General features: G+C 40.5%; 22 protein-coding genes, 7 tRNA genes and 1 pseudogene. 25 read left to right on the top strand and 5 right to left on the bottom strand.

What is annotated here, in order from left to right:
* The first annotated feature begins 74 nt into the window (after positions 1 to 74).
* The 10 genes from DXC04_RS14550 to DXC04_RS14505 all read left to right on the top strand — a co-directional run bounded on the left by DXC04_RS14550 (position 75) and on the right by DXC04_RS14505 (position 7,071).
* Positions 75 to 148 (top strand) — tRNA-Asp (locus DXC04_RS14550).
* Between the two features lie 7 nt (positions 149 to 155).
* Positions 156 to 228: transfer RNA gene (locus tag DXC04_RS14545), tRNA-Val, on the top strand.
* A 7-nt stretch (positions 229 to 235) separates the two neighbouring features.
* Positions 236 to 317: transfer RNA gene (locus DXC04_RS14540), tRNA-Tyr, on the top strand.
* 18 nt (positions 318 to 335) lie between these two features.
* Positions 336 to 408, top strand: a tRNA-Thr gene (locus DXC04_RS14535).
* 31 nt (positions 409 to 439) lie between these two features.
* Positions 440 to 513, top strand: a tRNA-Met gene (locus DXC04_RS14530).
* A 4-nt stretch (positions 514 to 517) separates the two neighbouring features.
* Positions 518 to 590: transfer RNA gene (locus tag DXC04_RS14525), tRNA-Phe, on the top strand.
* A 25-nt stretch (positions 591 to 615) separates the two neighbouring features.
* Positions 616 to 688 (top strand) — tRNA-Lys (locus DXC04_RS14520).
* Positions 689 to 1,144: 456 nt separating this feature from the next.
* Entirely contained in the window at positions 1,145 to 3,703 is a 2,559-nt protein-coding gene (locus DXC04_RS14515) for a cation-translocating P-type ATPase (protein WP_118288166.1), read from the top strand.
* Positions 3,704 to 3,838: 135 nt separating this feature from the next.
* Positions 3,839 to 4,999 carry an AI-2E family transporter gene (locus DXC04_RS14510; RefSeq protein ID WP_118288149.1) on the top strand — a complete coding sequence of 387 codons (1,161 nt, stop codon included), beginning with the start codon at positions 3,839 to 3,841 and terminating at the stop codon, positions 4,997 to 4,999.
* Between the two features lie 83 nt (positions 5,000 to 5,082).
* Positions 5,083 to 7,071, top strand: a complete 1,989-nt coding sequence (locus tag DXC04_RS14505; RefSeq protein WP_118661271.1) for a right-handed parallel beta-helix repeat-containing protein — start codon at positions 5,083 to 5,085, stop codon at positions 7,069 to 7,071.
* A gap of 407 nt (positions 7,072 to 7,478) precedes the next feature.
* Here DXC04_RS14505 and DXC04_RS14500 read toward each other — a convergent pair whose 3' ends face one another.
* Together DXC04_RS14500 and DXC04_RS14495 are read right to left on the bottom strand one after the other, a co-directional pair.
* Positions 7,479 to 8,021 carry an NADH peroxidase gene (locus DXC04_RS14500; RefSeq protein WP_021859852.1) on the bottom strand — a complete coding sequence of 181 codons (543 nt, stop codon included), beginning with the start codon at positions 8,019 to 8,021 and terminating at the stop codon, positions 7,479 to 7,481.
* Positions 8,022 to 8,147: 126 nt separating this feature from the next.
* Positions 8,148 to 8,549 carry a Fur family transcriptional regulator gene (locus DXC04_RS14495; RefSeq protein ID WP_118661270.1) on the bottom strand — a complete coding sequence of 134 codons (402 nt, stop codon included), beginning with the start codon at positions 8,547 to 8,549 and terminating at the stop codon, positions 8,148 to 8,150.
* Between the two features lie 270 nt (positions 8,550 to 8,819).
* Between DXC04_RS14495 and DXC04_RS14490 the strand changes: the two genes are divergently transcribed.
* Both DXC04_RS14490 and DXC04_RS14485 read left to right on the top strand, forming a co-directional pair.
* Positions 8,820 to 9,686: a C40 family peptidase gene (locus DXC04_RS14490; protein WP_118661269.1), complete on the top strand. Its 867-nt coding sequence runs from the start codon at positions 8,820 to 8,822 to the stop codon at positions 9,684 to 9,686.
* Between the two features lie 510 nt (positions 9,687 to 10,196).
* Positions 10,197 to 10,403 (top strand): DUF1858 domain-containing protein, encoded by a 207-nt coding sequence (locus DXC04_RS14485; RefSeq protein WP_117537434.1) that lies wholly within the window; start codon positions 10,197 to 10,199, stop codon positions 10,401 to 10,403.
* A gap of 94 nt (positions 10,404 to 10,497) precedes the next feature.
* Here the strand turns inward: DXC04_RS14485 and DXC04_RS14480 are convergent, their stop codons facing one another.
* Positions 10,498 to 11,322 (bottom strand): adaptor protein MecA, encoded by an 825-nt coding sequence (locus DXC04_RS14480; protein ID WP_199671998.1) that lies wholly within the window; start codon positions 11,320 to 11,322, stop codon positions 10,498 to 10,500.
* 433 nt (positions 11,323 to 11,755) lie between these two features.
* On the opposite strand from DXC04_RS14480, the gene DXC04_RS14475 reads away from it, so the two are divergent.
* The 7 genes from DXC04_RS14475 (at position 11,756) to DXC04_RS14445 (ending at position 17,450) form a co-directional block, all read left to right on the top strand.
* Complete coding sequence (locus DXC04_RS14475) at positions 11,756 to 12,004, top strand: hypothetical protein (RefSeq protein ID WP_021859857.1); 249 nt, start codon at positions 11,756 to 11,758, stop codon at positions 12,002 to 12,004.
* A gap of 68 nt (positions 12,005 to 12,072) precedes the next feature.
* Positions 12,073 to 14,025: a glycosyl hydrolase family 18 protein gene (locus DXC04_RS14470; protein ID WP_243112169.1), complete on the top strand. Its 1,953-nt coding sequence runs from the start codon at positions 12,073 to 12,075 to the stop codon at positions 14,023 to 14,025.
* A 78-nt stretch (positions 14,026 to 14,103) separates the two neighbouring features.
* Positions 14,104 to 14,844 (top strand): N-acetylmuramoyl-L-alanine amidase, encoded by a 741-nt coding sequence (locus DXC04_RS14465; RefSeq protein ID WP_330426486.1) that lies wholly within the window; start codon positions 14,104 to 14,106, stop codon positions 14,842 to 14,844.
* A gap of 20 nt (positions 14,845 to 14,864) precedes the next feature.
* Positions 14,865 to 15,908 (top strand): L-threonylcarbamoyladenylate synthase, encoded by a 1,044-nt coding sequence (locus DXC04_RS14460; RefSeq protein WP_118288165.1) that lies wholly within the window; start codon positions 14,865 to 14,867, stop codon positions 15,906 to 15,908.
* 63 nt (positions 15,909 to 15,971) lie between these two features.
* Positions 15,972 to 16,601: a uracil phosphoribosyltransferase gene (upp, locus tag DXC04_RS14455; protein ID WP_021859861.1), complete on the top strand. Its 630-nt coding sequence runs from the start codon at positions 15,972 to 15,974 to the stop codon at positions 16,599 to 16,601.
* A 17-nt stretch (positions 16,602 to 16,618) separates the two neighbouring features.
* Entirely contained in the window at positions 16,619 to 17,107 is a 489-nt protein-coding gene (locus DXC04_RS14450) for a deoxycytidylate deaminase (RefSeq protein WP_118661267.1), read from the top strand.
* Between the two features lie 112 nt (positions 17,108 to 17,219).
* The gene (locus DXC04_RS14445) at positions 17,220 to 17,450 is read left to right on the top strand and encodes a pro-sigmaK processing inhibitor BofA family protein (protein ID WP_243112168.1); all 231 of its coding nucleotides are present in this window, start codon (positions 17,220 to 17,222) and stop codon (positions 17,448 to 17,450) included.
* Here DXC04_RS14445 and DXC04_RS14440 read toward each other — a convergent pair.
* On the bottom strand, positions 17,435 to 18,109 hold the full coding sequence (locus tag DXC04_RS14440) for a 4'-phosphopantetheinyl transferase family protein (protein ID WP_158580521.1): 675 nt from the start codon (positions 18,107 to 18,109) through the stop codon (positions 17,435 to 17,437). The genes DXC04_RS14445 and DXC04_RS14440 overlap by 16 nt on opposite strands.
* Before the next feature lie 387 nt (positions 18,110 to 18,496).
* On the opposite strand from DXC04_RS14440, the gene DXC04_RS14435 reads away from it, so the two are divergent.
* The 4 genes and pseudogenes from DXC04_RS14435 (at position 18,497) to DXC04_RS14420 (ending at position 22,526) form a co-directional block, all read left to right on the top strand.
* Positions 18,497 to 19,414 carry a hypothetical protein gene (locus DXC04_RS14435; RefSeq protein WP_021859865.1) on the top strand — a complete coding sequence of 306 codons (918 nt, stop codon included), beginning with the start codon at positions 18,497 to 18,499 and terminating at the stop codon, positions 19,412 to 19,414.
* Positions 19,407 to 20,603 (top strand): annotated as a pseudogene (locus DXC04_RS14430) (CpaF family protein); the annotation flags it as partial. The gene DXC04_RS14435 and the pseudogene DXC04_RS14430, both read left to right, overlap by 8 nt.
* Complete coding sequence (locus DXC04_RS14425; protein ID WP_334295018.1) at positions 20,533 to 21,321, top strand: type II secretion system F family protein; 789 nt, start codon at positions 20,533 to 20,535, stop codon at positions 21,319 to 21,321. The pseudogene DXC04_RS14430 and the gene DXC04_RS14425, both read left to right, overlap by 71 nt.
* 20 nt (positions 21,322 to 21,341) lie before the next feature.
* The gene (locus DXC04_RS14420) at positions 21,342 to 22,526 is read left to right on the top strand and encodes a type II secretion system F family protein (RefSeq protein ID WP_243112170.1); all 1,185 of its coding nucleotides are present in this window, start codon (positions 21,342 to 21,344) and stop codon (positions 22,524 to 22,526) included.
* Positions 22,527 to 23,358: 832 nt separating this feature from the next.
* Here the strand turns inward: DXC04_RS14420 and DXC04_RS14410 are convergent.
* On the bottom strand, positions 23,359 to 23,595 hold the full coding sequence (locus tag DXC04_RS14410) for a helix-turn-helix domain-containing protein (RefSeq protein WP_004614531.1): 237 nt from the start codon (positions 23,593 to 23,595) through the stop codon (positions 23,359 to 23,361).
* A 118-nt stretch (positions 23,596 to 23,713) separates the two neighbouring features.
* On the opposite strand from DXC04_RS14410, the gene DXC04_RS14405 reads away from it, so the two are divergent.
* A complete protein-coding gene (locus DXC04_RS14405; RefSeq protein ID WP_004614530.1) occupies positions 23,714 to 24,109 on the top strand; it encodes a hypothetical protein in 396 nt (131 codons plus the stop codon).
* A 37-nt stretch (positions 24,110 to 24,146) separates the two neighbouring features.
* Positions 24,147 to 24,485 (top strand): DUF5720 family protein, encoded by a 339-nt coding sequence (locus tag DXC04_RS14400; RefSeq protein ID WP_004614529.1) that lies wholly within the window; start codon positions 24,147 to 24,149, stop codon positions 24,483 to 24,485.
* Positions 24,486 to 24,682 lie beyond the last annotated feature (197 nt).

The raw sequence follows: 24,682 nt of genomic DNA, 5'->3' as shown, positions 1-24,682 counted from the left end.
ATGACCAAGCAAGGTGATAGGTAAAGGATGAAATATTTCTTATATGCAGTTTTGAAGGTACATAACCTTTATATGGCCCAGTGGCTCAGTTGGTTAGAGCGCCGCCCTGTCACGGCGGAGGTCGAGAGTTCGAGTCTCTTCTGGGTCGTTTATATGGGATCATAGCTCAGCTGGGAGAGCATCTGCCTTACAAGCAGAGGGTCATAGGTTCGAGCCCTATTGGTCCCATAGATATGGATGGATTCCCGAGTGGCCAAAGGGGGCAGACTGTAAATCTGTTGGCAACGCCTTCGAAGGTTCGAATCCTTCTCCATCCATTAGCCAACATGGCTTGTGCCGATGTGGCTCAATTGGCAGAGCAGCTGATTTGTAATCAGCAGGTTATCGGTTCGAGTCCGATCATCGGCTTTATCATGAAAATGATAGAATTAAATATTATCGCGGGGTGGAGCAGTCTGGAAGCTCGTCGGGCTCATAACCCGAAGGTCGTAGGTTCAAATCCTGCCCCCGCAATTCTGCCCAGATAGCTCAGTCGGTAGAGCAGAGGACTGAAAATCCTCGTGTCGCTGGTTCGATTCCGGCTCTGGGCATTTGTCTTAGTAAGACATTTGGTACGGGCGTGTAGCTCAGGTGGTAGAGCACTTGACTTTTAATCAAGTTGTCCGGGGTTCGAATCCCCGCACGCTCATAGGAATGAGAGAGAAGTAGTATTAATTTAATACTGCTTCTTTTTTATATACGAAATCAAACAAGAGAAAATCTGCATAATTGTTTATAGAATTATTATTGACAAAAAGAAAAAATTTGTATATTCTAATAACACAATGATAAAAGGGAGTAACTGGCATCAATTAATGATGTTTACGACGTCGTCAGTACGATGAGTGATCATCCGTGTCGTAATGAAATGGTGAGACTTTTATTGCATATTTTATATGCAATAAGGTCTCTTTTTTGTTATGGCGACGAGGAAAATGCGCCATGCTTGCATGGCAGCATTTGACGACCGCTAATCAGCGAATAAAACTCGCAGAGCGTGTTTTATCGCTGTTATGACGACAAGGAAATTTATGAAGAAAAGCATTTAACATCATAAAAGAGTGAATACTAAAAGAGATATTATTGCAGGAAAGGTAGAATGAATATGTTGACAAATGAACAGGCAAAAGAAAATCAAAAAAAATATGGATGGAACGAATTGACAGAGGGAAAGAAAAAAAGCTGTATTATATTATTTTTGGAGCAGTTTAAAGATTTTCTTGTAATTATATTGATCATATCTGCAATAATATCCGGAATTCTGGGTGATGCAGAGAGTGCTGCAGTTATTTTCCTAGTTATTACAATGAATGCCATTTTAGGAACAGTACAGACATTAAAAGCGGAACAATCTTTAAAAAGTCTGAAACAATTGTCAGCACCGGAAGCGAAAGTAGTCAGAGACCATGCGGTGATACAGATCCCGGCAAAAGAAGTTACGATAGGTGATGAAGTGCTTATTGAAGCGGGGGATTGTATTCCGGCAGATGGTAAATTGATAGAAACGGCAAGCTTAAAAGTAGATGAGAGTGCATTGACGGGAGAAAGTCTGTCGGTGGAGAAGAATCTGGAAGATGTTCCGGAAAATGCAGCAATCGGGGATCGGACGAATCAGGTATTTTCAGGAAGCTTTGTGACGTATGGTCACGGACGTTATGAAGTGACAGCAATTGGAATGAATACAGAGATGGGAAAGATTGCTTACCTGTTGAAGAATACTTCTGAAAAAATGACACCATTACAGAAGAATCTGGATGATTTCGGAAAGAAGTTATCCATAATGATTTTAATATTATGTGGAATATTATTTATTTTAAGCATTTTACGTGGGGATAACATTTTAAATGCATTCCTTTTTGCTGTAGCATTGGCGGTTGCAGCAATCCCAGAAGCTTTGAGTTCTATTGTGACAATTGTTCTTTCATTTGGTACACAGAAAATGGCAAAAGAACATGCAATTATAAGAAAATTACAGGCAGTAGAAGGACTTGGAAGTGTTTCTGTAATCTGTTCTGATAAGACCGGAACCTTAACACAAAATAAAATGACAGTAGAAGACTATTATATTTATCCAAAGCGAATCTCCGTGTCTGAGCTCAATTTTGAAAATGATTCGGAAAAGGAATTGTTGATTTCCAGCATTTTGTGTAATGATGGAATGATCACAGATGGAGAGCAGATTGGAGATCCTACGGAAACGGCATTACTCGCAGTTCTGCAGGAAAAAAAGTATATAGAATATTCGTTTTCTGATGTCAGAGAAGCCTGTCCGAGATTATCGGAGATACCATTTGACAGTGACCGGAAAATGATGTCAACGGAAAACAAATGTGATGGAAGATATGTAATTTATGTAAAGGGTGCAGTAGATGTTCTTTTAAAGAGAATTACACATATCCGAAAATATGGAAGTGAAAAGCCGGAATTGATTAATGAGGAGGACAGATTATATATTGAAAAACAGAATCTTGAATTTTCACGAGAAGGGCTTCGTGTGCTGGCATTTGCGTACAAAGAATTAGATGCAGAGAAAGAACTTACTTTAGAAGATGAAAATAATCTGGTATTTTTAGGATTGATTGCAATGATGGATCCGCCACGGCAGGAGTCAAAACAGGCAGTCAAGGAGTGTATTAAAGCGGGAATCCGCCCGGTCATGATTACTGGTGATCATAAAGTGACGGCTGCTGCGATAGCAAAAAGAATTGGTATTATTAAAAATGAATCGGAGGCATGTGAAGGGGCAGTTATTGAAGAAATGTCAGATGAAGAACTGAGGACATTTGTAGAAGGAATTTCAGTATATGCGCGTGTTTCGCCGGAACATAAGATCCGGATCGTGCGTGCATGGCAGGAACGTGGAAATATTGTTGCAATGACCGGTGACGGTGTGAATGATGCACCTGCATTGAAGCAGGCTGATGTCGGAGTTGCAATGGGAATTACGGGAAGTGAAGTATCTAAAGATGCTGCCGCAATGGTGCTTACAGATGACAATTTCGCAACGATTATAAAGGCAGTGGAAAATGGAAGAAATCTTTATCAGAATATAAAAAATGCCATTCAGTTTTTGCTTTCAGGAAATTTAGCAGCAATTCTTTCGGTATTATATGCATCTGTTGTTAATTTACCAGTCCCATTTGCACCGGTTCATTTACTTTTTATCAATCTGCTTACGGACAGCCTTCCGGCAATTGCACTGGGGTTGGAGCCGCACACAAAAGCAGTGATGGAAGAAAAACCAAGACCAATGAAGGAGTCAATTTTGAATAGAAGATTTCTCACAGATATAAGTGTAGAAGGTCTGGTTATTGGAATTATGACGATGACGGGATATTTTATTGGCTATAGTGAGAGCGGCGCTCTGCTTGGAAGTACAATGGCATTTGGAATCTTGTGTACCAGCCGTCTGATACATGGATTTAATTGTAAATCCAGAAAACCAATTTTATTTACAAAGCAATTTTTTAATAATCCATATCTGATCGGAGCATTTGGAATGGGATTGCTATTGATCACAGGAGTATTAATGATCCCTGGATTACATGGGATTTTCCAGGTGGCAGCATTAGACTGGCAGCATTTATTGATAGTATACGGTCTGGCATTGCTTAATTTACCGGTTATACAGGGACTAAAATTAATTCGTGTGGGACGAGTTTAATTTTCATATCACTGTTAGCTGCTTTATCATTCGGAGAAAGGTGTCGGTGGCAGATTGTGTGTATAAAAGAGATTATGGAATGAAGGAAAATTTTAGGAGCGCAAAAGTAAAGAACATAAGGAGTAAAGAAATTATATGGAATTAAACCGGGAGAATATGAAAAAAATACGAGAATTAATTTTGTTTACAGCAATTGTAATTGTCTGCTTGTGGAAATTTAATATGGTATTGCAAGTGCTATTGAAAGGATTAAATATATTCATTCCTTTTCTTTTAGGCGGAGCAATTGCATTTGTGTTAAATGTCCCGATGAATTTTGTGGAAAGACATTTATTTTCAGAGGATAAAAGAAAAGGAAAACGCTACATGCAAAAGGCAGCACGACCGTGTAGTATGATTCTTGTATTGATCTTTGTATTTGGAGTTGTAGCTGCGGTGATGTTTGTTTTAGTTCCACAACTGGGAAATACTTTTTCAAATCTAGGGAAAAATGTTCAGATATTTCTTCCACATGTACAGGCATGGGCAAAACAAGTTTTCCACAATAATAAGGAAATTATGAACATTGTGAATAATATTGAATTTGACTGGGATAAGATTATGAATACCGGAATCGGTTTCTTTAAAAATGGTGCCGGAAGTGTGCTGGATTCCACAATAACAGCGGCAAAAAGTATCGTGAGTGGAGTCACAACATTTTTTATCGCATTTGTATTTGCTATCTATATCCTTTTGCAAAAAGAGAAGCTGGAAATCCAGGCTAAAAAAGTATTATTTGCTTTTGTACGAAAAGGACGTGCAGAGGCAATAATTGAAGTATGTTCTCTGACATATAAGACATTTTCCAGTTTTCTGACAGGACAATGTCTGGAGGCAGTGATTTTAGGTTCTATGTTTGTTGTTGCAATGACAATTTTCCGTCTGCCTTATGCATTGCTGATAGGAATTGTGATAGCATTTACTGCACTGATTCCGATATTTGGAGCATTTGTTGGGTGTGGAATAGGAGTTTTACTTATTTTTATGGTAAATCCGGCAAAAGCAGCTATTTTTATCGTACTGTTTCTTGTATTGCAGCAGATAGAAGGAAATCTTATTTATCCACATGTTGTTGGAAATTCAGTGGGGCTTCCGTCTATTTGGGTACTTGCAGCGGTTAGTGTCGGGGGAAGTCTGATGGGAATTACAGGAATGTTGATATTTATTCCGATTGTATCTGTGCTATATGCATTGTTTCGGGAAGTTGTATATTTAAAATTGAAGAAAAATAAGATCGATCCGGGGAAGATCCGCTAGCAGGAAAAAGATTGTTTGAAACATTGGTTTTGCAGATATAATGCGATATAATATACTCCAAAGTAGTAATTTGGGAGGTATTTATGAGGAAGAGAGTAATTACAGTGCTTTTGTCAGGAATGATCGCCATGGCATGCACGAGTGGCATGAATCCGGTAGAAAGTCAGGCGCAGGAGAAAGTTCATACAGAGAATCAGATTGCAGTACAGGATGCAGAAGAGACGGATGACAGTGTCATTACTGTAAGTGCAAAGAATGGATCTGATATAGCAAGGGAATTAGATAATGCTTTAAAAGAGGCAAGAGATACAGCTACAGACAGCAATCCGGTTACAGTAAAGGTGGTGGGAGGAAGCTATAAGCTGAGCTCCACGTTACATATTTACAGCAATACGACACTGGATCTGACGGAAGGCGTAACATTTACTTATTCAAGAACATCCAGTAATATGATAGAGACAGGAACAAATGGTACTTATAAAGGACATTCAGATTTTAATGCAAGTTCAGCTTGTAAAGGATATAGCGGATTCCAAAATATTTCTATTATAGGTGGAAAATGGTACGGAAATAGCAATTGTGATTCTTCTTTGATTCGTCTTTTTCATGCAAAGAATATTAAACTGGAAAATGTAACAGTATCAGGTGGAGGATGTGCACATCAGGTAGAACTTGCTGCAATTGATGGACTGAAAGTTAATAAATGTACGTTCAAAGATCTGGCAAGGAGAAAAAGCAGTGGCAATTTAAAACAGGAAGCTTTGCAGTTTGATATTCCATGTGATACATCTATTTATAAAAGTACATATTTGGATGGAACAACAATGAAAAATGTGGAAGTTACGAATTGTTTGTTCCAGAATGTACCACGTGGAGTAGGTACTCATACTCTTCTTAATGGCGCTTATCATGAAAATATTAAGATTACGGGAAATATTTTTAAAAATATACAGGAAGAAGCAATCATTGCATTAACATATTATAACTGTGAGATAAAAAATAATGTCATTGAAAATTGTGGCGGTGGTGTGTTAATTCAATATTTCAAACCACTTTCCAGTTCGGTAATGTCTACAATCTTTGATGGAAAGAAAGTTTACAAAGGACAGGTTCGCCATAATGCTAAAATGGTCGTTGAAAACAACCGTATGACGATCAAGTATACGAAATACAGTGATGAAGTATGCGGAGTTAAAGTTTACGGCAGAAAAGTTAGTACTACAGAAAAAGATAAGAAAAATAAAACAATCCCGAAAAAAGATTATTATATTAGTGGAGTAAAAGTAAGAAATAATGTAATTACTACAGCCGGACATGGTATCCATATGATGGATGTACAGGATAGTGAGGCAACAGGTAATAAAATTACAGGAAAAAATTATTATGCTAAAGATCCAAGAAGGAAGAAATATGATGGCGTATTTGTAGATTTAGGATCAAAAAAAATTACTACAAAATCTAATATAATAAAAAATATGGCTCGAAGCGGTGTGTTTACACAGAATTACAGTACATCAATGATTATTACAAATAATCAGATTTCCGGCTGTAAACAGCATGGCGTACAGATGTTTAATAAGAGTACCTGCGGAAAGCTTTCCAGAAATGTGATCAGTAATATAAAAGAGCATGCAGTACATATTACAAAATCAACAGCCAATATTAGTGGAAATACAATCTCCGGAGTACCATATGGAGTATTTGTATCTTCCGATGCAAAAGGAAAGATTTATCAGAACACATATAAGAGTGGTGTAAAGAAAAAGGTTTATGTTGGTGGTAAGACGTCTGGAATAATACCAAAAGCGCCAAAGATAACAAAGAAATCCGGAAGTAAGACTTCTATGACTGTGAAATGGAAAAAAGTATCCGGTGCAGGAGGATATGAAGTGCAGTACAGCACGGATCCGAAACTTGTTTCGGGTGTGAAAAGTGTATCCTTATCTGCCAAGAAGACATCTGCTTCTATGAAAAAGCCGGCAGCAGGAAAGACATATTATGTGAAGGTGCTGTCTTATAAGAAAGTGAAGGGAATGCAGATGTATAGTTCTGCGAAAGCGATGAAATTATAAAGCCATTCGGAATGCGCTACGCTACTTCCTCATGACGGCTGTCGCCGTATAAAGCAGCGCTACGCCGAGCCAGCTCCAACGCGAAAAACGCGTCGTCGCTGTAGGGCTGTCGCCGTATAAAGCAGCGCTACACCGAGCCAGCTCCAACGCGAAAAACGCGTCGTCGCTGTAGGGCTGTCGCCGTATAAAGCAGCGCTACACCGAGCCAGCTCCAACGCGAAAAACGCGTCGTCGCTGTAGGGCTGTCGCCGTATAAAGCAGCGCTACACCGAGCCAGCTCCAACGCGAAAAACGCGTCGTCGCTGTAGGGCTGTCGCCCAATAAGCCTAAAAATAAAGACGCTGGGAATTGGATGTAAGTACATCCTTTCCCAGCGTCTTTATTTTTATCCTTACTCGGCTTGTAGCTTAGCCAAAGTATCTCTTAAGCAGTCCTTCGAATGCTTTTCCGTGACGTGCTTCGTCTCTTGCCATCTCGTGTACCGTGTCGTGGATTGCATCCAGATTTGCAGCTTTTGCACGTTTTGCAAGGTCGAATTTACCAGCTGTTGCACCGTTCTCAGCGTCTACTCTGAGCTCAAGGTTCTTCTTAGTGCTGTCTGTGATAACTTCTCCGAGGAGCTCAGCGAATTTAGCAGCGTGTTCAGCCTCTTCGTAAGCAGCTTTTTCATAGTATAATCCAATCTCCGGATATCCTTCTCTGTGAGCAACTCTTGCCATTGCCAGGTACATACCAACTTCTGAACATTCTCCTTCGAAGTTTGCTCTTAAATCAGCAAGGATGTCTTCGCTTACACCTTTAGCTACTCCTACTACATGTTCAGCAGCCCATTCTCTCTCACCTGTCTGCTCTTTGAACTTGTCAGCACCTACTCCACAGACTGGACATTTCTCCGGTGCAGCTTCTCCTTCGTAAACATAACCACATACTGTACAAACAAATTTTTTCATAATGTTGATCTCCTTTTCTTATAATTAATTTTTATTGTGTTTTGCAATATCAATATTAGTAATTGTTACTGATATTAATCTACCATACTTATTGAAAAATGTCAATCATTAAATTAACTTTTTTCATTAATTTTTGCTTTTTTTTAGGCATGCCGGACAAATACCAGAAAACAATGTTGTGTGGGATTCTATCAAGCCATCAAAGTTCTTACCTGCAGCTTCGTTCATCTCGTGGAAATACTTTACATCCATATCCAGATCAATGACTGCACCACAGGAAGTGCAGGCAAAATGATAATGTGGCTTCGTACATCCGTCAAAACGATCTCCGCCATCCAGCGTAGTGATCTTGAGTGCGTCGCCCATGTCGGCTAAAAGATTCAGATTACGATATACGGTACCAAGGCTGATGCGCGGAAACTCTTCTTTTACATGCTCATAAACAGTATCTGCAGTAGGATGTTCCGTTGTATGCATAAGATATTCTTTGATACACTCTCGCTGCCTGCTATATTTTAATGTAGCCATAAGCAATCTCCTTTCAATAATAGTAATAATTATTATAATTAGTATAAGATAATGATACAAGATTGTCAACAAGCAATCTGAAAATGTAACAATTTGTAACAGAATACTACATGGAAATGTCGTAGTATATCAAATACTGTAGTGTGATAGAAGCTTAAAAAAGCGTAAATAAGGTTGACATGATTGCTTTTGATGATATAATAATCACGTAACATATGTAACAATTCTGTAATATTTACAAAAGATAAGAAAACATAAAGGAGGGAGTTTATGGATTCTGTTCTTAAGAAAGGATTGTTCTTAGTTACTATAAGTAGCCTTGTGATGGGAATTTCTCCAGAAGTACAGGCTGCGGATACAGATTCTGTTTTACCCGGTGCAGGGATAGAGGAAGTTTTGAATGATTATGATGCTTCTGATCATAAAGTACAGGTAAAAGAGTATCTGGTTCCAACAGAGAAGGGTGAGTATTCAGATATGGCATTTGCGAATGTTCATTCGTTTCTTTATATAAGAAGTGAACCAACAAAGCAAAGTAAGTGGGTCGGCAAGCTTTATCCGGATTATGCAGCGAAAATAAAAGGTCCGGTAGGAGAGTGGACGAAGATCAAATCTGGTGATGTAACCGGATATGTATATTCACAATATATTACAATAGGAAAAAAAGCCCAAAAAAAAGCAAAAGAGATGAAAAAATTTCATTATGCGAGATCCAGAAAAGAGGAAGAAGCAATCCTTGCAAAACAGCGGGAAGCAAGTACAGCCGAAACGAACGATGCGGACGGTGGCAGATCAGGCAGTGGTCAGGCGGTTGTGGAGTATGCCAGCCGTTTTATCGGAAATCCTTATGTATGGGGTGGTACAAGCCTTACACATGGTGCTGACTGTTCGGGGTTTGTACAGTCGGTATATAAGCATTTCGGTATACAGCTTCCAAGAACATCGTCTCAGATGCGCAGTGCGGGAAGAGCCGTTAGCTACAGCAATGCAAGACCTGGAGATGTTATCTGCTATAATGGACATGTAGGAATTTATAAAGGAAACGGGCAGATTGTAAATGCGATTAACCGGGCGCGGGGAATCGGAATCTTGTCGGCTACTTATGCTAATATTATAACAGTAAGAAGATTGTTATAAATTATGAAAATGTAAGACAATAAAGGTGAAAGAAATGAATAATTTCTTTCATCTTTTTTTTGTGCTGTAAAGGAAAAAATCAGAAATAGCAAATTGTACAAAAATGTCATATTTTGAAAAAAGCGACGAAATAAAGTTATCCAAGTTATCCACATCAAAATATTGAAAAAAGGTGGAAAAAGCGTACTTTGTTGCAATTTATCCACATTATCCACATTATTCACATCGAAAACGGGGGATTATTTTACGTTAAAAAAAGAACGAATGTTTTGTGGAGTTATAATAAAATTCGATTTTTGTCGAAAAAACTCGGCAAAAATGTTGACATTTAAGATGTCAAATATTAATAGTAAATTATTGGAAAATGTTTATACAATGGGAGTGGAAAGAAATGAGAATATCCAGAAGAGGAATTTACACGAGGAATTACACGAGGAAATCCCCTGAAAATGTTTACATGATGAAGAAAAACGGATATAATAAATACCACTGAAGAGAAAAGGAGGTGTCATGATGGCACAGGTTTCTAAAGATATGACAATCGGTGAAGTTCTTGCTATGAACCCGGAGGTAGCTCCGATCCTTATGGAGATTGGAATGCACTGTCTTGGTTGCCCGGCTTCTCAGGGAGAAAGTCTTGCTGAGGCTGCTATGGTTCACGGAATCGACAGCGATTTATTAGTAGAAAAGATTAATGCATTTCTGGCTGCACAATAAGCCAGAATATAAAAGCAGTTTTCGATAATTATCGAAAACTGCTTTTTTCATGCTTAAAATTCCATATTCAAACTGTAATCTGTGGGATGTACAATTAAATAGCTGCGAGCAGCTGGATTGCATTGTCTGCAACAAGTGCTTCGCAATGTTCTTCGAGAAAAGCAAGGATAACTCCGGATGTCTTCTCGGAAGTACCGTATTCTGTCAGCATATTACAGATACGGTTGAAATCGTTAGCAGAATGTTCAGACTGGGATAATGCCAGAATATAAAGGTCTTCTGCCTGATCTTTGTATAAGGTGTTGGAACCGGTGTACATCGTGTTCAAAAGACGAGATGCTAAAAGCACATTGTCCATTGTGGCAAATGAAAACAAGCGAATCTTTGCTACCGGAGAATCTTCAGCAGCTACATTGCTTTCGGAGTTCTCGTCAGTGGCAGAAGCTACATTTGCAGAATCTGTTCTGGCAGAAGAATCTGTTGCCTGTGCATCGGACGGAGAATCTGTCTTGTCCCTGCTTTCGGCTACATCCATCTTCTCTTTTACTTTGCCAAGAAGGTCCAGAAGTGTCTCTGCTCCTTCGAGCTTATTCACTGTTTCGGATTTTTTAGCATCGTTCTCACCCGCCGGTGACGGAGAAAACTTAGAAAATCTGGTGTCAAGTTCTTCCGGATCTTCTACTTTAGTAATTATCAGCACGATAGAATCGGAAGAAGCCGGAATTGCCTCGATCATAAGAGGAATGTCGTTGGCTTCAAATCCAAATTCAAAGGCTGCCTGTTGCATCATATCATGGAAAAGTGATTTTGCTTTTTCGGTTCCATAAGCCAGTTCGCTCAATTGAAGCTGGCGTTCGGCCAAGTCAGCACGTGTTAAAGTACAACGTATCTGATTGTCACTTATTTTCTCAATCTTCATATTCATCACTTCCTTCTAGTTTAGTATAGCATAGAATTTTTTGTATGTTAAATAAAATAAATATAAAATGAAAAAAGGACTTGCTTTTTAAAAAGCTGTCCGCTATAATGACGTTACTAAAAGATAGTTTTCCCGAATAGCTACATTCTTAGAACAAAGGAGGGAAATTTTTTTAACTTTTCTGATATAGCATCTTTATTTCAAAACTATCAACAGATCAATAACATTATCGAACGTCGTTTCAGACAGACATTATCACAGAAATTAAGATCAACATCAACCTATTATGTAAATGAATACAATGCCTTACTGTCTTTTGGTTTAAGCTGCAGGAGGAGAAAAGTGTATCACAATTACAGCATTTTCTTTTGGAGTCTCTGGTATATGCAGCCGTAGTTATTATATGGGAACGGGCATTGAGAAGGAGGAATCCATGGGAGACCATCAGGAACAGCAGGTTCATAGTCTGTTTTCTGAGTTGACAGATTATGAAAAAGAAGGGATTCATATATTGCTGAATGGTCTGCCCGCAAGCCCTATGCAAGTCGTACAGGCGCATATTATGCGGGAAGACTCAGTGTATATGCGAGATTATGTGTTGAATGAAAAAGGAGACATCAAGGAGCTGTGTTTTAACAACGTGGATCAACGAATTTCGGAACACGAATACCCCTCAAACTAGATTTTGTCAAATAAATAATGACGGGGCACATCTGTTTTGCTATAATAAGGTCTGACAGGAGGTACAGCATGGAAGAAAAAGATATGCAGCCGATGCAGCCGGAAGGCAGCTCACTGACAGGCAGACGAATCAAGGATGGTGCCAGAACGCCAGTTGCGGGCAGAAGAAGTAGCGCTTCAGAAGAACCAGGGATTTCCGGCAGAACAGGAAATTCCGGAAGATCAAGGATTTCCGGAAACAGAAGACTGGTAAGAAGAAAACCGCAATCCAGACGGAGAAGACAGCGGAATCTTATCATTAAGATGAGTGTCGTCCTGATATTACTGATCGTAGCCGTTGTAGGGACATTTTTGTGGAAAAAATACAGCCCTTCCAAGGAGAAAGCTGATCTGAATAAATATTATGGAATAGAAAAGAAAGGCCAGGTGGCGATCACAGTAAATAATAAGGTCGTGGATCCGCATGGTATGATATCCGATGGAAAGCTCTATGTGCAGTATGATGTGATCAGGGATTATGTAAACAGCAGATTTTACTGGGATCCGAATGAGAATATTTTATTGTATACACTGCCGAATGACATGGTATCAGTCGAGGTCGGAAGCAAAGACTATATGGTGTCCAAGGAACGTAAGAGCGAGAAATATGTCATTGTTAAGACAGAAGGAAATACAGCTTATATTGCGCTTGATTTTGTTCAGCAATATACAAACATTGAGTATGAGGTATATGATAACCCGAGCCGTGTAATGATCGTCAGCGACTGGGGCAAGAAGAAAGTTGTCGAGGTTAAGAAGGATACTCAGGTTCGTTACCGCGGTGGTGTGAAGAGTCCGATCCTTTCAGATGTCAGCAAAGATGATACAGTTACGATTATTGAAAACGAAGGATCATGGGAGAAAGTCCGCACAAAAGACGGATTTATCGGCTATGTGAAAGACAGTGCACTCAGGACACCGGAGACCAAGAATGTAACCAGAAAATTTAACGAACAGAAATTTACCAGTATCAAGAAAGATTACAAGATTAACCTGGCATGGCACAATGTAACCAATAGTTCCGCTAATAACGGAGTGCTTGAAAAGATAGCAAAAAGTAAAGGGCTTACAACACTTGCGCCGACCTGGTATCATGTAGCAGATACGGAAGGTAATATAAAGTCAATCTCGTCGACAGATTATGTGAACTATGCACATAAAGCGAATATTGAAGTGTGGGCGACCGTCAGAGATTTTGACGGAGGAATCAATTCGCAGAAAGAATCTTATGAATTATTAAGCCATACTTCACGGAGAGAGAAGCTGATCAATCAACTGGTTGCAGAGGCATTGCAGACCGGAATTGACGGAATTAATGTTGACTTTGAAAAGATATCAAAAGAATGTGGTGAACATTATATTCAGTTTATCCGCGAATTATCTGTAAGATGCAGACAGAATGGTCTGGTATTATCCGTGGATAATTATGTTCCGAAGGGCTATAACATGCAGTATAACCGTAAAGAGCAGGGAATCGTAGCAGATTATGTTATCATTATGGGTTATGACGAACATTTTGCAGGATCACCGGAAGCCGGTTCTGTTTCTTCTTATAATTATGTAAAAGAGGGAATCTCTGAGACGTTAAAAGAAGTTCCGGCAAATAAAGTGATCAGCGGAATTCCATTTTTCACGCGTCTGTGGGAAGTAAGAGCGAAAACGGAAGATGAACTTGCACAAGATGCAGGTACAGCGAACGAAGAGTATACCAACAAAGTAACAAGTAAGGCACTTGGTATGGACAGTGCACAGGCTGTAGTCAAAGAAGCCGGTGTCAAGACGACATGGGATGATGAGACGAAGCAGAATTTCGCAAGCTGGACTTCCGGAGATACGACTTACAGCATCTGGCTGGAAGATGAGAAGTCTATGGAGTACAAGCTTCAGCTCATGAAGAAGAATAAGCTTGCAGGTACAGCTGAATGGGCACTCGGACAGGAAAATTCAGATATCTGGCAACTGATCCAGAAGTATGTAAATTAAATATTGAGAGAATAAACATATAAAATGCCTCCGGCAGACATATATTATGAAGAATAAAGTCTGGCTGGAGGTATTTTTTTGCATTTTCCAAATATCCGAAAGAACCGGCATATAGCGGATGCGACAGGGAAGAAAATAGAATTTATACTGATTCTTCTGGCGCTTATGGTACTTGTACTGCTTAGTAAAAAATTGGAAAAATATGCATCAGGAGAGATTGTAAAACTGGCAGAAAAAGAGAAAAAATCGCAGGTGATTGTGCTGGATGCCGGGCATGGCGGAAGTGATCCGGGAAAGATCGGAGTACATGAAGAAAAAGAGAAAGAGATTAATCTGGAGATTGCTTTAAAAGTAGAGAAAATGCTGAAAAAGAAGAAAATAAAAGTAATCATGACAAGAACAGATGATCAGATGTTGGATGATCAATCGGATGCAGGACAAAAAGTCCGGGATCTGAGGGAACGGGTAAGAAAAATCAACGGGGAAAAGCCGGTATTTGCAGTCAGTATTCACCAGAACAGTTACCCGGACGCCGGAATCCATGGGGCGCAGGTGTTTTATTACCGCCATTCGGCAGAGAGTGAACAGGCTGCAAAGACAATGCAGGAAGCATTGCGGGCAGCAGATATCGGAAATACAAGACAGGCGAAAGCAAACGATACTTATTATCTGCTGAAACGGACGGAGGTGCCGATAATTATTGTAGAATGTGGCTTTTTAAGTAACCCGGAAGAAGCAAAAAAACTGACAACTCCGGAATATCAGGACGATGTTGCGAAAGCAATTGTAAATGGAATCGTAACTTGTATGGAGAAATAGAGTGTAGTATAATGAGACACATGGAAACGATTATAAAAAGAGTAAAAAAAGGACAATTGGATAAAGATAGTATTGAGATGGCAGGAGCCATTTTAAAAAAAGGCGGACTTGTCGCATTCCCAACAGAGACAGTATACGGACTGGGTGCAGATGCGTTGAATGAGAAGGCAGCAGAGAAGATTTATGCTGCAAAAGGAAGACCTTCCGATAATCCACTGATTGTACACATTACGAATCTTGGTGCATTGGAAAAAATTACAAAAAATGTTCCGGAGGAGACGAAAAAAATCGCAGATGCATACTGGCCGGGACCGCTGACGATGATTTTTGAGAAGAGCGAAGCAGTTCCGTATGGAACGACAGGCGGGCTGGATACTGTAGCTGTGCGTATGCCGAGTGATGAAGTAGCGCGTGCGCTGATTGATGTGGGCGGTGGATATATTGCAGCACCGAGTGCGAATACATCAGGCAGACCAAGCCCGACAATGGCAGAGCATGTAGAAGAGGACCTGACCGGAAGAATTGATATGATACTGGATGGAGGACCGGTCTCTATCGGACTGGAATCGACAATTCTGGATATGACGGTTACACCGCCAATGATCTTAAGACCGGGTGCGATTACAAAGGAGATGCTGGAAGCATGTATTGGCGAGGTGACAGTTGATAAGGCGGTCATTAAGCCGAACCAACGGCCGAAAGCACCGGGTATGAAGTACCGGCATTATGCGCCGAAAGCAGACTTAAGCATTGTAGAAGGTGAGATGTCAAAGGTTATTTCAAAGATCAATGAACTGGCAGCAGAGCAGGTGAAAGCCGGACATAAAGTTGGTATCATTGGAACCGAAGAGAGTGTAGCTAATTATATCTGTGGAGATGTGAAGTCTATCGGAACCAGGGAAGACGAGTCTACGATAGCCGTTCATTTATTTGCCATTCTGCGGGAATTTGATGCCGATCAGGTCGATTATATTTACAGCGAATCTTTTGATACCGAAGGAATCGGAAGCGCGATTATGAACCGTTTGTTAAAAGCGGCAGGACATCATGTCATAACGGTTTAAACAAACCAATATTATAAATTGATATTTTAAAATCAGAACAAGTGTCAAATGAGGAGGAAAAACATGTCTAAAGTACAGGTTATGGATCACCCATTGATCCAGCACAAAATCAATTGCATCCGCAAAGAGGATGTAGGAACGAAGGAATTTCGTCAGATCGTCAGTGAGATTGCTGCATTAATGTGTTTTGAAGCAACAAGAGATCTGAAGCTTCAGGATGTAAAAATCAAGACACCGATCTGTGAGATGGTGGGTAAAGAATTAAGTGGAAAGAAACTGGCAGTTGTTCCGATTTTAAGAGCCGGTCTTGGTATGGTTGATGGAATGTTAAGCATGATCCCGACTGCAAAGGTTGGACATATTGGTCTGTACCGTGATCCGGATACTTATGAACCGGTTGAATATTATTGCAAATTACCGGCAGACTGCGATGAGAGAGAAGTATTTGTCGTAGATCCGATGCTTGCTACAGGCGGTTCCAGTGTGGCTGCTATCCAGATGCTGAAAGACAAAGGCGTAAAACATATCCGTTTTATGTGCATTATTGCAGCACCGGAAGGTGTAGAACGTATGCAGAAAGAGCATCCGGATGTAGATGTTTATATCGGTGCACTGGATGAGCGTCTGAATGAACATAAATACATTGTTCCGGGACTTGGCGATGCAGGAGACCGTATTTTCGGAACAAAATAATTGTTGGAGGATGGCAGATGGGAAGCAAAAGAGAAGATTATATCAGCTGGGATGAATATTTTATGGGGGTTGCGCTTCTGTCTGGAAGACGCTCCAAAGATCCCAATACACAGGTGGGATGTTGTATTGTAAGTCAGGATAACAAGATTTTATCTATGGGATATAATGGACTTCCTACCGGCTGTTCAGATGATGAATTTCCATGGGTAAGAGAAGGCGACAATCCGCTGGAGACCAAGTATGTTTATACGGTTCACAGTGAATTGAATGCGATACTCAATTACCGTGGCGGAAGTCTGGAAGGCGCAAAATTATATGTATCTTTATTCCCGTGCAATGAATGTGCAAAAGCGATCATTCAGGCGGGGATCAAAGAAGTGATTTACGACAGCAACAAGTACAAGGGAACGCCGTCCGTGTGCGCATCTATGCGGATGTTTGATGCAGCGGGAGTCCGTTATCATCAATATCACCGGACGAACCGTGAGGTGCGGCTGAAGCTTTAAAGCATAGGATGACAGAATTGTGAGAATACGAAACAATTTGTAGGGCATCTTTTAAGAATAAAACTTAAAAAAGGACGATATACTGGAAGAAGAACAACCTTAATATCATAAAATGAGAAAGAAGGAATTACATATGCCGGGATATCGGACGCAGGTACTTGTAAATTTTGTAGTCAGAGCTGTGATAGGAACAGCCTTGATCTTTTTTGTAAATCAGTTTTTAAACGCAAGAGGAATTGACATCCGGGTTGGAATGAACCCGGTGACAGTAGTGACTTCCGGTGTACTTGGTACACCGGGAGTTGCTTTATTATATGGAATTTCTTTTTATAGAGGATTCTGAACGCAGTAGGCGACACTGCAGAAATATTTATCCGGAGCCGGAAGTGCCTGAACCCGCCAGAGCGGATATTTTGTGAGCTGGTACAGACCGGAATCTGAATCGATCTCATCAATACGGAAGGAATCTGCGGAAATGGTAAATCCGGTTCCGAGTCCTTTTAAAAATGCTTCTCGTATCGTCCAGTAACGGAAAAAAAGCTGTGTACTTTCCCACTCCGGTAAATGTGCGAATCGCAGTTCTTCATCCGGGTGAAAGAAACGGTGGACAAGGTGGCTGCTGCGTGCATTTTCACGTATTTTTTCGATGTCGATACCGACCGGGGAAGAAAAGGAAAATGCAAACGCAATCTGCTCTTCCGAATGAGAGAGATTAAAGGAAAGCTGTGGCAGATGTCCCAGACCTCTGACTGTAAGTGCATCATAATCCAGATAAAGTTTGCCATGTGTGCCTGTACGAAGCACAAGTTCTTCCGGTGCAATGTGCAGATATTTTCCAAGCAGCAGACGTAAGAGAAAGCGCGCAGTCTGATGCTGGATACGGTCTTTCCCCTGTGAATAACCGGCAATCCGGTTCCGTTCTTCTGTGGAAAGAATTTGCGTATCCTGTGCATCTGGTGGAAAATCTTCTGTTTTAAAAAACCAGACGTCTATCGTCTGCATTGGCAAGGTAAAAGTTGCCGAAGATAAATCTGAAAAGTGAAAAATATTTATATTCATGTTGTTATTTCCTGACTGTTTTTTATTAGTATTATATCTTTTGATGTGAAATTTGTATAGAATTTTAAGGAAAATGAAGGACGAAATTTTGGCAGAGTTTCACAAAGATAGAAATTTTCAGAAAAAAGGATAGACAGGAAATAACCGGTAGAGTATAATCGTCCTACAAGTCGAATCTAAGACTTGTGTTGATCTGTTGAAAATAATAATTCTAAGTAATTCATGCCGTATCGGCGTAGGATTCAATGAAGTGCAACAAGTCCATAAGAGTATCAAATCGCAGCGAAAGCGGGCGTAGAAGAAGTGTTTTTACACAGGAGGCAGGCATATGTGAGTAACGGGAATTTAATTATATGTGATCCGGAAGAAGGATATGCGCAGGCACTTGCTTATTATCTGATGCATAAAAAGGAATTTGGCATGGAAGTGCAGGTGTATGACCGGATAGAAAAAGTGCAGGAAATTGCAGACAGAACGAAGATACAGATTTTATTTGTGGCAGCAGAGTACGAAGCAGAAGAACGGAAGAAAGTACCGGCAGAGCAGAAATTTCTGCTGACCGGTGCAGGGAACAGCCAGGTTCTGGAAGATGAGACGGCATTATATAAATATCAGTCGGGAGAGAAGATCGTAAAGCTGCTTCTGGAAAATGTTGATGCTCAGGAGTCGGAAAATATTCTCCTCGGACAGGCAGCAGGAAAGCAGGCAGTGAGACTGATCGGTGTGTATTCACCGGTTCACAGGATCGGAAAGACGTCATATGCATTAAAGCTTGGAGAAGAACTGGCAGTGAATGCGAATGTATTATATCTCAACCTGGAACTGTATAGTGGTATTGGCGGACATTTTGCAGGAGAAGGACAGACGTTGTCGGATCTTCTGTATTATGCGAGACAGGAAAAAGGAAATCTTGGTTTATTTCTTACAACGATCGTGCAGCATAGAAGACATCTGGATTATGTACATCCAATGGCGGTCGCAGAAGACGTAAAGGCAGTAAGTGTACAGGAATGGAAAGATCTGCTTATGAAGATCGCAGAACAGAGTATTTATGAGATGATCGTACTTGATATTGATGAAGGACTCCCACAGGTATATCAGTTATTGCGGGTGTGTACAGAAGTACATGTTCCGGAGATAAGGGACTGTTATGCACAGGCGAAGATCCGGCAGTTTGAACAGGAACTTACGCTTCTGGGTTACGAAGATGTATTGCAGAAAATCAAAAGGAAGGATGTACATGATTGAGGCGGAACAGTTACATGCGAGGATTCTTGAAAAACTGGATCTGACAAGAGAAGTGGAAGATGAAGAACTGACCGGGATTATTTATCAGGTATTACAGGAAGCCGGGCAGAAAGAATATATTCCGCTGAAGATAAGGACAGCGCTTGGAAAGGAACTGTTTAATGCGTTCAGAAAACTGGATCTTTTACAGGATTTTCTGGAGGATGATGAGATTACTGAAGTGATGATCAATGGAGTACAGAGCATTTTCTATGAAAAACATGGAAAGCTGTATGAAGCAGAGAGACATTTCTTGTCCAGGGAGAAACTGGAAGATGTGATACAGCAGATTGTGGCGGGTTCAAACCGTATTGTCAATGAAGCATCACCGATCGTAGATGCGAGGCTGCCGGACGGCTCCCGAGTGAATGTCGTGCTTGCTCCGGTTGCGTTGAACGGACCAATCGTAACGATCCGTAAGTTTCCCAAAGATGCAATCACAATGGAGCAGCTGATTGCATGGGATTCCGTTAGCGAGGAAGTTACAGAATTTCTTGCTATGCTTGTAGTAGCAGGATATAACATATTTATCAGTGGAGGAACCGGTTCCGGGAAGACCACATTTCTAAATGCATTATCTCAATATATACCCAAAACAGAACGAATTATTACGATTGAGGACAACGCAGAGTTAAAAATACAGGATGTAAGCAACCTAGTCAGTCTGGAAGCCAGAAATGCAAATGTTGAAGGGAACGGAGCGATTACGATCCGTGATCTGATCAAATCGGCGTTGCGTATGCGACCGGATCGTATTATTGTCGGTGAGGTGCGCTCGGCGGAAGCAATAGATATGCTTCAGGCACTTAACACCGGACATGACGGGAGCCTTAGTACCGGACATGCGAACAGTCCCAAGGATATGCTCGCAAGACTGGAGACAATGGTATTAATGGGAATGGATATTCCGCTTCCGGCGGTCAGAAGACAGATTGCGTCCGGGATTGATATCATTGTCCATTTGGGAAGATTACGGGATAAGAGCAGGAAGCTGCTGGCAGTTACAGAAGTGATGGGATACGAAGCCGGAGAAGTGATACTGAAACCATTATATACATTTGAAGAGACAGGAGAAGTACATGGGAAGATTCAGGGAATCTGGAGAAAAGAACGAGAGCTTGAAAATATCACAAAATTACTGGCAGCAGGCTGTAAAACCGGCAGAACGAATGAAAATGGCAGGGCAGACAGCTGCGCTTCTCGCACTGACTGCATGGCTCTATTATCGGGAAATCTGGGCAGTAGTGTTTCTGATACCGGTCGGAATTCTGTATTACCGGATGAAGAAAAAGGAATGCGTGAGGAAAAAACAACAGGTGTTTCTTTTGGAGTTCAAAGAGATGATCCAGAGTCTCGCCGCGGGACTGAACACAGGATATTCAGTGGAAAACGCAGTGCGGGAGACGCAAAAAGAATTAATGATGGTCTATCCCAAAGAGGCAGTTATTTCTAAGGAACTGGCAGTCATGACAAGAAAACTGAGGCTTAGTATGTCGATGGAACAGGCATTTGATGAGTTCGCAAGGCGGGTAGATATGGAAGATGTACGGAATTTTTCAGTTGTATTTACAGCAGCGAAAAAAAGTGGTGGAGATATGATCGCGATCATTCGGAACACTGTGGATCAGATCAGCGGAAAAATAGAGGTAAAGAGGGAGATCGAAACACTTCTTGCGGCAAAGAAATATGAATATAAAGTAATGTCGATCATTCCCTATGTCATTATCGCTTATATGCGGCTGAGTTTTCCGGAATTTATGTCTTACCTGTATGGAAATATATTAGGAATCGGGGTGATGTCTGTATGTTTGGGAATCTATGCCGGCGCATACGTGCTTGGTGCAAAAATGGTAGATATCGAAGTCTGAGCGTGGGTATTGCTGTGAGCATGTTCATTCTGGGGCTTACACTTCTGGCGGTGGATTTCGGACAGACACGGACAGCGATGAAAGATGGGTTGACAAGAAACCCATCCGGGAAAGGAAGCAGTATGCATGATCTGGAAGCGGTTATCGGCGATTCACAGAAAGAAAAACTGAAAATTGAAGTTGGAGAACAGGAATATACAAAACAGGATATGAAGAAATTTTTCCGGCGCTGTATCAGAAAAATTGAGAAGCAGATGCCGGGAGAAAATAAATCACTGGATCATGTAGAACAGGACCTTAATCTGATGACAACGCTGGAAGGAGAACCGGTGGAGATAAGCTGGGAATTATCGGAATACAAGGTTATGAATGTATATGGTGAGATCCAGAAAGAACATGTTCGGACAGACGGTACGCCGATCGAGCTTCATGCAGTACTGACTTATACGAAAGACCGGATGGAACAGGCAAGATACAGTTGTGCTGCAGTGATCTATCCGGAGTCACTCAGCGGAAATAAAAAAGAAACAGCAAGACTGAAAGAGAAAATTGAAGAAAAAGAAAAAGAGACACGGGAAAAGAAACGTTTTGTCCTGCCACAGACACTAGGGCAGAAAGCGGTGAAATATTACCGGGAGATGGATTACCGGGGACTGATCGTAATCGTGATGGGTATTCTTACGGGCGTGCTTTTGTGTGCACTGGAGAAACAGAAAGACGATGAAGCGAAAAAAGAACGGCAGAAGCAGATGCTTCTGGATTACCCGGAAGTTCTGAACAAACTGACGCTGTATTTGGGGGCAGGAATGACATTAAAACGGGCATGGTGGAAGATTGTAACAGATTATGAAACACAGAGAGAAGTCTGGGGTGAACGTTTTGTATATGAAGAAATGAAACAGACCTGTTATGAGATGGAAAGCGGCATCATGGAATCAGAGAGCTATGAGCGTTTCGGTAGAAGATGTGAAAGGCAGGAGTATATACGACTCGGCGCACTGCTGTCACAGAATCTGCGCAAAGGTGGAAAAGGACTGGGACAATTGCTGAAAACAGAAGCCATACAGGCGCAGGAAGAACGGAAAGCACACGCAAAGAGAGCAGGAGAAGAAGCAGGAACGAAGCTGTTACTTCCAATGTTTCTGATGCTTGCAGTTGTTCTGGTAATTGTGATCGTACCGGCATTTTTGTCGGTGCAGTTGTAGGTATACTTAAAATGTAAATGGTGTGAAAGATAAAGGGATACAAAAGTAAAATGAAAATATAAAAAGGAGCGGAAATTATGTGGAGATGGTATCGGTTGAAACAGGTTTTACAGGAAGAAGACGGAATTGGTGTAGTGGAGGTTATTTTAATTCTGGTGGGAATATTAACCCCCTATTATGGGGGGAGTATAAAGTGTATAACGTAAGAATATGTGTATAAATCAAACTCAATATACAGTGAAAGGTGGAAAATGTGTATGAGGTCAAAGGAAAAAACAGCAGAAGAGATTGTGTTGATTAGATATTATAATGTACTGTTTTATTTATTTTTTAAGACAGGGATGGATGATTTTAAGAGACAATGCTTGATAAAGAAGATTGATGACGGGGAGTCCATGAGGATGAAACAAATACAAGACTGGTGTCATTGCCATCAGATTCCATTTAAGACCCAATTTACTTATAGAAAAGATTTTTCTTTCAGGGTTAATTTATGGAATTTGTATTCATATTGTAGGTTTAAGATTGAGCGACAGTAAACTGGATTATGTAGCATAAGAGTGTATAGCGTGTCTGTTGTCTGATTTTTGCCATATATAAGTACAGGATACACAAAGAATGTGTATTCAGTTAGATAAGAAATAGATAGCTGGTATGAGAGAATGAGGAGTCTTTCATACCAGCTTTTTAAAGGAATAAATGGATAAAGTATACAAGCCTATAAAGGTATATTTGATAAGAAAAAAGAACTGGTTTATATTCGATAAGAACGATATAGACTAGTTCTTTTTTAAGAGATTATTATATACACAGGGAGTAGGTGAATGTCGAGTTACAGCAGACCATCAAAGAATGCATTGATATCTGTATGAAAGATCTTTGCCAGAGCGACTAACTCAGACACTTTGATGTTCATGCGGTTTGTTTCCAGTTTGGCATAAGTGCTTTTGGATATGACAATACCCATGAGATTCAATTTTGCAATGACCTGGTCTTGCGTTAGATTATTTTTGTATCTAAGAGATTGAATATTTTTACCGATATCCATATCTGGTCTGATTTTCTGCATAATACGTTCTCCTTAAAAAATAAAAGTTTCGTTATTTGGAAACATATATATTGATTCTAATGAGTTAAAAATTTATAATGTTTCGTAATAAAGAATTATTTCTGAAAGGGGACAATCTATGACCGAAAGTGAGAAAGAAAAAAAGATTTTCTTGAGTTACTGTGGCAGCAGGGATCAGGAGTTATTGATGGGCAGAAAAAAGATGACATTGGGGGATATGGAGAGATTTTCATTTTTAACAGAATTCTTTGGCTTGGAAAGTTATGGAATAAATCTATGGAAAGAGTTTGGCGATGATGTGGAAGAACCATTGGATGCGCTGATCAAGTTGTTAGATGAATGGGAATATGAAAACGATACGTGGATCGATGATGATGGAAGATTAGAAAGATGGCTGGTTGAATTTCAAAAGCATGCGCCAACGAAAGAGAAAAGAGAGAAGCTCCGAAAAATGATTGATTCAAAATATAAAAAAAGAGGATTACCATATCCAACAGAGGCAGACTTCGATTAAGGGGTCTGCTTTTCTTTCGCTATTTTTGAAGGAGGTGATGCAGGTGGAGGTAAGTATCCATGAACTTTTAGCGGCGGCAAGGGAGGCGGTGAAATCGGATTATATCAAAGGCGAAAGCATTTTATGTGAAACCAGATATCATCCGGATACCCATTACATGGTAGAAATAGAGATGTTAAAAACAGATAACACGCTGGGGAAAAAAGGAGCTTATATCCGGAAATTTTTGACGGAAGATGAGTATTCTGCCATGTTACAAAAGCAGGAAGAACATCTCATAAAAATAAAAAGACAGGCCATTGTTCAAAAAGGAACATTGCGATATATCCCTCTCCCGGACAGGCTGGACAGCCGCCGGGAGAGGGATATTTTTTAACCGGCTGGGAAAGAACAGGGAGTGTTCCTCAAGCAACAGCGGTATCAGAACCCCAGAGTTTCCGCAGGTTTTGGGGTGTGGAAACTTAGAAAAGTGTTCAAAACAGGCACTTTTGCAACGATCCGTTGCAGCAGAAAAAGAGTTCTTGGCTTTATGCCAGACGAAAAAATGAAAGAAGGATGTGATTGTGATGATAG

It is taken from the genome of Dorea sp. OM07-5, assembly GCF_003481355.1.
Classification (GTDB): domain Bacteria; phylum Bacillota; class Clostridia; order Lachnospirales; family Lachnospiraceae; genus Dorea_D; species Dorea_D hominis.
The sequence above is the reverse complement of the archived record's forward strand: the minus strand, read 5'-3'. Positions and strand labels throughout refer to the sequence as shown.